This window comes from Collimonas sp. (assembly GCF_035566555.1).
Lineage (GTDB): Bacteria > Pseudomonadota > Gammaproteobacteria > Burkholderiales > Burkholderiaceae_D > Collimonas.
The window spans coordinates 70,461-77,884 of the sequence record NZ_DATMRB010000092.1 but is presented as its reverse complement, the minus strand read 5'-3'; the positions used below and the strand labels follow the sequence as shown (position 1 = coordinate 77,884).

6 protein-coding genes and 1 pseudogene are annotated in these 7,424 nt (G+C 52.4%); 2 read left to right on the top strand and 5 right to left on the bottom strand.

All coding sequences use genetic code 11. From position 1 onward, the window contains the following. Together VNZ65_RS11960 and VNZ65_RS11955 are read right to left on the bottom strand one after the other, a co-directional pair. Positions 1-597: pseudogene (locus VNZ65_RS11960) on the bottom strand (hypothetical protein); the annotation flags it as partial. Positions 598-1,682: 1,085 nt separating this feature from the next. Further along, positions 1,683-1,979: a VOC family protein gene (locus VNZ65_RS11955; RefSeq protein WP_325669221.1), complete on the bottom strand. Its 297-nt coding sequence runs from the start codon at positions 1,977-1,979 to the stop codon at positions 1,683-1,685. Between the two features lie 487 nt (positions 1,980-2,466). On the opposite strand from VNZ65_RS11955, the gene VNZ65_RS11950 reads away from it, so the two are divergent. Both VNZ65_RS11950 and VNZ65_RS11945 read left to right on the top strand, forming a co-directional pair. After that, positions 2,467-4,482: a S10 family serine carboxypeptidase-like protein gene (locus tag VNZ65_RS11950; RefSeq protein ID WP_325669219.1), complete on the top strand. Its 2,016-nt coding sequence runs from the start codon at positions 2,467-2,469 to the stop codon at positions 4,480-4,482. A gap of 128 nt (positions 4,483-4,610) precedes the next feature. Next, positions 4,611-5,606: an alpha/beta hydrolase gene (locus VNZ65_RS11945; protein WP_325669217.1), complete on the top strand. Its 996-nt coding sequence runs from the start codon at positions 4,611-4,613 to the stop codon at positions 5,604-5,606. A 121-nt stretch (positions 5,607-5,727) separates the two neighbouring features. Here the strand turns inward: VNZ65_RS11945 and VNZ65_RS11940 are convergent, their stop codons facing one another. The 3 genes from VNZ65_RS11940 to VNZ65_RS11930 form a co-directional block, all read right to left on the bottom strand. Beyond that, the gene (locus VNZ65_RS11940; RefSeq protein ID WP_325669215.1) at positions 5,728-5,994 is read right to left on the bottom strand and encodes a hypothetical protein; all 267 of its coding nucleotides are present in this window, start codon (positions 5,992-5,994) and stop codon (positions 5,728-5,730) included. A 50-nt stretch (positions 5,995-6,044) separates the two neighbouring features. Continuing rightward, on the bottom strand, positions 6,045-6,416 hold the full coding sequence (locus VNZ65_RS11935; RefSeq protein WP_325669213.1) for a hypothetical protein: 372 nt from the start codon (positions 6,414-6,416) through the stop codon (positions 6,045-6,047). 329 nt (positions 6,417-6,745) lie between these two features. Next, positions 6,746-7,354 carry a hypothetical protein gene (locus tag VNZ65_RS11930; RefSeq protein WP_325669211.1) on the bottom strand — a complete coding sequence of 203 codons (609 nt, stop codon included), beginning with the start codon at positions 7,352-7,354 and terminating at the stop codon, positions 6,746-6,748. Positions 7,355-7,424: the final 70 nt, after the last annotated feature.

Below are 7,424 nucleotides of genomic sequence, written 5' to 3'. Positions count from 1 at the left end.
GCCACTTTGGCTTTGAAGTTCCCTGTGTGGTTCCGTCTCGTTCTCTTGGTCATGCCCTTGCTCCAGTAATCGACCTTCCGGTCGAGATTGTGAAGCAAAGCCACCACTTAACCAACTGTCCGAATTTCCTGAGCCACTTCTCACACCCTTTTCCGAGGTCACGCCAGTGACCGATGGGAAACTGCCGACGGCTGTGCTGATCAGGCTTCCAGACGGTGCTTGAATGGAATAGTCGGTTCCATTCCCATCTACTTGTGCGCTACTGGGCGTGGCTCCTCCAAAGATTTTTTCGTCACCATGTTTGATCTTCCGAGGCGCGGATCGATAGCTCGACTTTGCACCGCACTCTACCTTTTCCCATTTCATGTTGGGATACGAAGCGTGATGGCAACCTTCTTCTATTGGAGCAAACTGCCTGACGTTTTCGCGCCAGGTTTCGTGCGCCTGTGCTTCAGCCTGAACTTGTGCCTGATCAACGAAGCCATTGACAGTCTCTCCGGCAAAGGCGGACAGCGGAACCGCGCTCATGAAAAGACCAGCAGCAATAACAGCGGCATGGCCCATGCTGCGCGTGACAAACAATATATTTGATTGCATAGTTTCATTCCCCAAGTTGGTACAACGTGTTGCGGTTTTCGGCACTGAACAATCCAAGGGCCTCGATTTTCCAAACAACATCTGTAGCAGGATCGTTAATAGAGCACCCGCTACTTTAAATCTGCATCACCGTTAGCAATGCAGTGCACAACGGAACTCAGTCCGTTATCGGGGTGGCGACAGCGCTAACGCTGTCTGCGCCAAAAATGAGGGGAGCTGCGGCTGGCGTCTTCGCCTGAAGGCGAGCGCTGTGAGGTGACGATTGGATGAAGTCTGGTGCGAATCATGGTGTCTCCACTTTTGAGGACAAACGCCAGCGGTAACTCTTTTGAAGTCATGCTGCGCAATATCAACGCCTGTTATATCAATAATCGCAATGCGGACAGGTCTGTATAATTTCTTCAAATAAATAATATGACGCTTATTTTTAGAAGTAAACAACATATATTTCGTCCATTTGGTTTGGAGATCTTCATGAATGTCGAATGCAAATAAAATGTATGTGCATCAATGTTGGTCAATGTTATTTTCTAATTTGCGTGCAACCTGAAAATCAGACGCCGCACCATTCGAGTTAGCTAAGTATGTTTTCTGGTCTGCACGTGCCATGAAAACCAAAAAAACGCATCATTCAAAGTGCGCCGAATGTGCACTTTTAATGATGCTGATTTTTAAAACTATTTTGTATCGATTTGTAAGAGCACCAGAGTATGTTGAGGTTTCATACAGACCGCGATACCTTGGACATTCGTGCTTCTTCCGGAAAGGGCAATGGTTCATTGCGACGCACTGCCGCATTCCTGCGATAGCGTCAGACAAAGGTGAATCGGCCAAGTGCGAATGGTGAGGTTTTCATGTTGAAGGCCTTCAATTTGCCGTTCTCGTCCGGGCAGGGCGGCGGCGATCAGTTCTTGGTTGGCTTGCGGCTTGGCGGCAGCTTTTTCTGGTGGTTGCCAAACAGATGGGGCATGCTGACTGGAAGGTGATTGCTAGGGAAGATGGTCGCAGGATGCCGGACGCCGATTCAAACGGCTGGCGATAACGTGGCTATCATTTGCGGACTCAGGTCGTGCCTTAGTTTGAATTCAGGGGCGGTGCGTGGCCACCTGCCACAAGTTGCCCCAAGGATCCCGGATCGTCGCACGTCGTTCACCGTAAGGCGTCTCCATAGGCTCTTCGATCGAAACCGCGCCCGCATCTACTGCCGGCTTATAGGTTTCATCGACGTTTTCGACATAAACATAGAGAAAGGCCGGCCACATTTCACGCAGCCCGCCGCCATCGCTTACCATCACGATTGAGTCGCCAATCCTTATCTCTGTCGGTGCACCGGTTCGAAGTTCGCCGTGCGCATTAAACACCGACCTCAGGAATTCGATCAAACCGTGGACATCCCGCGTTATTATTCGCGGCTCTGCGCTGTTGATTGTTCTATTGTCATAGCCACTCGATCAACAGGCGTTGCTCCAAGCACGGCAACACCAGCTGTTTAATCGGCCGCGGCAGCTCGCCTGGCGAATGTCGCTGGCATCCTGCTCTACGCGCCAGAGCCGGTCCGGCACCGTCCCCGTTTGATCAGAGACCACTCCAGTTGCCCAGGCCGCAGCAAAACTCGTGCTTCCGTTCAGTCCACTTTCCAATGTTTTTTAAGCTGCCCATCGGCAAAAAAATTTCATCCTGTCAATTCTACTAGGTTGTCGTGTAGAAACAATAATTTACAATTGCCGGCCATAGCTTCATTCCGGATCGGTCGCGACGGAGCTGACAAATGCGTACTCCGCCTGTGCCAGGAAGCGCATGGGATGCCTGTCTTAATGCTCAGAGAAAGGATGCACTCTATTACCGAACGGAACCGCGGCATGTCTTTAAGTGTTTGCGGAAAGTAGTAATCAGCCCCCGGTTTCAGCCGATGCGAAGTTGAATCGTCGGGAGTTGCAAATCCTGGCGATGCGCAATAGCAGAAAAAAAGAAAAGCAATTGTCCCTTCTTTTTCCGCGCGGAAGATATGCGGGGAAACGAATCGTTATTCGAAATCCAAGAACGTTTTGTTCTAACCTGTGCTGCCATTGCTTTGGGAAAAATATGACACGTATTTTTAAAAAGTCTTTGAATTTACTTGGTGCTAGTGCTTGTATCCTCGCAATTCTGACGGTCGCCGGTTGTGGCGGTGGGGACGATAACAACTTGGGTAGAGCCGCCACCCCTGATCAAACAATCCCAGTAGCCCCCCCTGTAGTAACCCCACTTGCTCCAGATGTCGCTTATGCGGACGCCACGCAATACACGGTCATGGCAGACGAAAACGTCAGTGCAAAAGATGCCAACGAGGGAGCGGCCGTCACGCATCATGACTTGCCTCTGAACGGGACAATGCTGCGCTATACGGCAACGGTAGGGCACCTTATTGCCTACAGCGGAGATGGCGGCGTACCGCGGCCTCAAGCAACGATGTTCTATGTTGCATATACCTTGGACGGCGCACCGCTCGGTTCTCGCCCGATCACGTTTTTCTTCAACGGCGGTCCAGGATCTCCTTCCTCATACCTGCTGATGGGATCTTACGGTCCAAAGCGGGTGACGACTAGCCAAGCTGGCAGTGGCCCGAATGTAACGACCAGAGCGCCATATCACTTGGTCGATAACGCTGAAACTCTACTGGACAAGTCTGATCTGGTCTTTGTCGATCCGGTTGGCACCGGCTACTCATCCGCCATTGCTCCTAATAAAAATAGCGACTTCTGGAGCACCGACACCGACGTCGATATCGACTCGCTATTTATCCGGCGCTATCTCACGGTGAATGGCAGATACACGTCGCCGATATTCCTGTTTGGCGAGTCGTATGGCGGGCCACGCACTTCAATCATGAGCTACGTACTGCAGGCGCGCTATGGCATTCAACTCAACGGCTTGATTCTGCAGTCGCCAGCGTTAAATTATTATGACATCGAGTCGCAGCAACCAGGAGCGTCGACGGCTATACCCGACTTCGTATTCGCCGTAGATGTCATGTCGGCCTGGTACTACAAAAAACTGTCTGCAGCAGTGCAGGCGGAACCAGCAGCGCAAATCGCGGCCGAGGCAACGGCTTTCATCACTGGACCCTATTTGAATATCGATGACAAAACGAAATGGCCCGCCATACAACCTGAGTACTTGAGATTGACCGGGCTCGATAAGGCCCGCTATACGCCAGACGATGCCGGCTGGGCCAATGCAGAGGCTAATCTTGGGCCCGTTGGCTGGAATAAGGCACATACGCAGTTTAACTTTGCATCTAAACTTAGTGTGCTTCTCGTCCCTGGAAAAACCCTGGGCATGTACGATACGCGCCAATCGGCTGGGGCAGAAATCACGCAATTGATTTCAGATTATCTTGTCTACGATCCTTCACTGGTAAATCTCGATCCTGCATACAAGGGCGAGCACAACGCCTATGTGAGCAAAGATCTGAAATACAACACGCTATCGAACTATGCTTACCTTGGAACGCTGATCAATGCCAATGGAGAGGCGGTAAACGACGTTTTTGATCACCGGCACACAACACCCGATGGCGTTGAGCACGGTACGCCTGATGCAACTGTTGATCTCAAGGCGGAAATGTTCAACAACCCGGCAATGCAGGTTTTTGCGACAGAAGGGTACTATGACAATTCCACCAATTTCGCTAATTTGCATTGGGATCTGGCGACCATGCAATTGCCGGACAATTTGCAAGCGAATGTCACCGAACTCTACACAGAAGCCGGGCACATGTCGTATTCGGACGATAAAGCGCGATCTTTGGTACGGAAAAACATTGGACCTTTCTATGACAAAGCGCTTACTCCTGAAATCATGCAAAAAATAAATGCAATGAAAAGAGCCTCCATGAGATATTGACGTTTGCTGACGCAACCTTGTTCGCGACGTTTGATTGTCAAGTGGGCGAGATCTGTGTGATCTCGCCGAACGCGCAATGGCCTGCCACAGGTCATTGCCTATTCGATCGTACCTTTTGAGGCGGATCCATGAAAACAAGCCGTGTTGGAGTCCGTAGTGTGCTTCTGACGTTAGCCGTGGCGGTGTCGATGCTGCTGGCTGCGCTGGCCCTTGCCCTGGCTTTTGATGACCCGGCCCGGCCACAACCCATGCAAAGCATCAGCGCTCCTTTCAAGGATGTCGATTATTCCGCTTTGCCGCCGCTCAGCCACTATGTTGCACGCGATGGCGCGCGCCTGGCATATCGGCGGTACGCTGCTACCGGCCTGGCAAGCCGCGGCAGCGTGGTGCTGGTGCATGGCTCCTCGGCCAACAGCCAGAGCATGCATCCGCTTGCGCAGAGCTTTGCCCAGGCCGGTTTTGCCGTTTATGCACTGGATGTGCGTGGGCACGGCGACTCGGGGCCGCACGGTGATATCTCCTACATCGGCCAACTCGATGACGACCTGGAAGACTTCATGCGTGTGCTGCAAGCGGCCGGTCCAAAGACCTTGGTAGGTTTTTCTTCTGGCGGCGGCTTCGCCATTCGCGTGGCCGGCGGCACCCGGCAAGCGCTCTTTGATAACTATCTTTTCATGGCTCCTTACACCAATCGTCGTGCCGCCAACTACAGGCCCGATGCTGGGGGCTGGGTCTCTATCGCTGCTCCGCGGCTGCTGGCGCTGGTATTGCTCAATCAGATTGGAATCACCCGTTTCAATCATCTACCGGTGGTGGATTTCGCTGTCGACGATTCCCCGCATGCCGATCTCGTCTCTTGGTACTCTTATGCACTTGAGACGAATTTCCAGCCTCGTGAGGACTATCAGCGCAACATCCGTGAGATTGGGAAGCCAGCGGCCGTGCTAGTCGGGCAAGAAGATGAGGTGTTCATTGCAGGCAAGTTCGCGCAAGTATTCGCTGACGCCGGGCGCCCAGACATTCCGGTGACACTGCTGCCCACGGTTGGGCACATGACGCTTACCTTGAACTCTGCGGCGCGATCGATCGCCGTGGCGGCCGTGATACGGATGGACGCTCTCTGACCATTTTGAGGTGGTAGGGAATGCCGTCTGCATGGCCTTCCTGGAGCGCGCGCATTATATCGTGTCGGCAGACTACGATTTCTGTTTGAAATTAGTTGTGAGTTCGATCAATCTCAGAGCTCTACAGATGATCTGTCGTGATGTAGGGGTGAGTTCCGTCGACAATGGTTTTCCCCTCATCTTGACCAGCTTCCCAAGCCTCCATTTTATTTTCAAATTCTGGGAAGGAGTGAGAGAAGGTGGCGACTTGCCCAACAAAGCGGATGTCATTTGATGGCCGACAAACATGCCCTTTGTATGAATACTTGGTACTCTTTCTCGAAGGACCAAAATCGAGAATCGGAAGTACGTAGATATCGAAGCCTTTGTAGCTGATGCTTTGCCACATGATTGCCTTTCATTCGGATATCAATTCACTTTTTCTGAGAAATGCGACCGTCAATCATCGGGTCTATCGAAATAGCGCTTCAAAGCCATGATCTCGCGCGTTACATCGGCAGGAAAGCCTTTGCGCGTCCCTCTTTGATCGAGCAAGAGTTCGGAAAATAATTTCTCGCAGACAGGCCGTCGCTGCCAAACATCGGCAAACTGGTTAGCAATACGCGGGTGGTGTTTGATGAGCCATAAAGGCCACGTCTCTGTGGGTATCGATAGCAGCCATTCGTATGTTCGCTCCTGCATGTTGACATCCGCAGGGCCTAACAAACGGCGTAAAAGCTCCCAGTTTTTTTCATGTTTGGGCCGCCGTTCTTCATCAAGTACGGCTTTTGCTTCCAAGACCGAGACTTTTTCAAATGGAATTGACTTCATAACGCCTCCCCAAAATCGGACATCAGATGATACTTGGCATGTCCTGGGTAACCGCGAGCGTTAATCCATGTCAATTGAGGCGCTCGGCCACAGCTAACACCATATTGCCACAAGGAATCACTATTCACCTGTTTAATTACAGTCTGATGGCGACTGGCGCGATGCCGTATTACCAACTCTTTTCGGATCCAACACATCGACAAATCTGGGGCGGTGATATCGGTGGCAGTGTAACCATCGTTGGCTCGGATAATGTTCCACTGCACGGTGGCGCCCCGATCTACGGAATAGATGGTCACCTGAGCAACGCGTTCATGTCAGTTGTCCATTCAATCTCCCAGCAGCGGCACAGTGAACCTCACTTTTTCCTGGCCAATCGTAAAGCGATGAACCAGCGGCTGGCGCTCGTCTTTTGGTACAACGGTCTTGAACTGGACGGTCTGGCCGCCGCTCGCGGTAAAGCGGTTGCCGGCGATTTCGGAGAAGCCGAGCCGGCCGGCGATGATCGGCGCTGAAAAGGGGACGTCATCGGTGTCGTTCCTGCGCCCCTTCAGCAACAGCATCTTGTCGTTCCAGATTTCACGCTTGGCCAGCCTGGCTTCATACAGGTAAGGCAGGCCGCGGATGTGCGAAAACCGTTGCACGAAATCGTGGTCGCCGCTGAATTTCTTTTCCAACTCGGAGACCGAAAGAGCGCGCGTATCCTGCACCTCAAGGCAGCAAAACGTGTCGATCTCGCCGCCGAAATCCTTGAGCGCCGTAAACACGGTCGGGGCGGTCAGCTTGCGGTTGCTGAAAATGAAATGCCGGTGCGAGATCAATTGCAATGTATGGTCGTCGACCACCAGCACGTCCTCCCATAGTCCGAGCGCCGGCGGCGCCGCATGCAGCGCTGTCGCCGGTACAGCCAGGAACAGTAACGCAATCATGGTTTTCATTGAAGTGGCCTTATCAGCAGCGCGATTTGGTTGGTGGGCAAGCATTCTTGCCCGCGCCGTACCGCGTGGG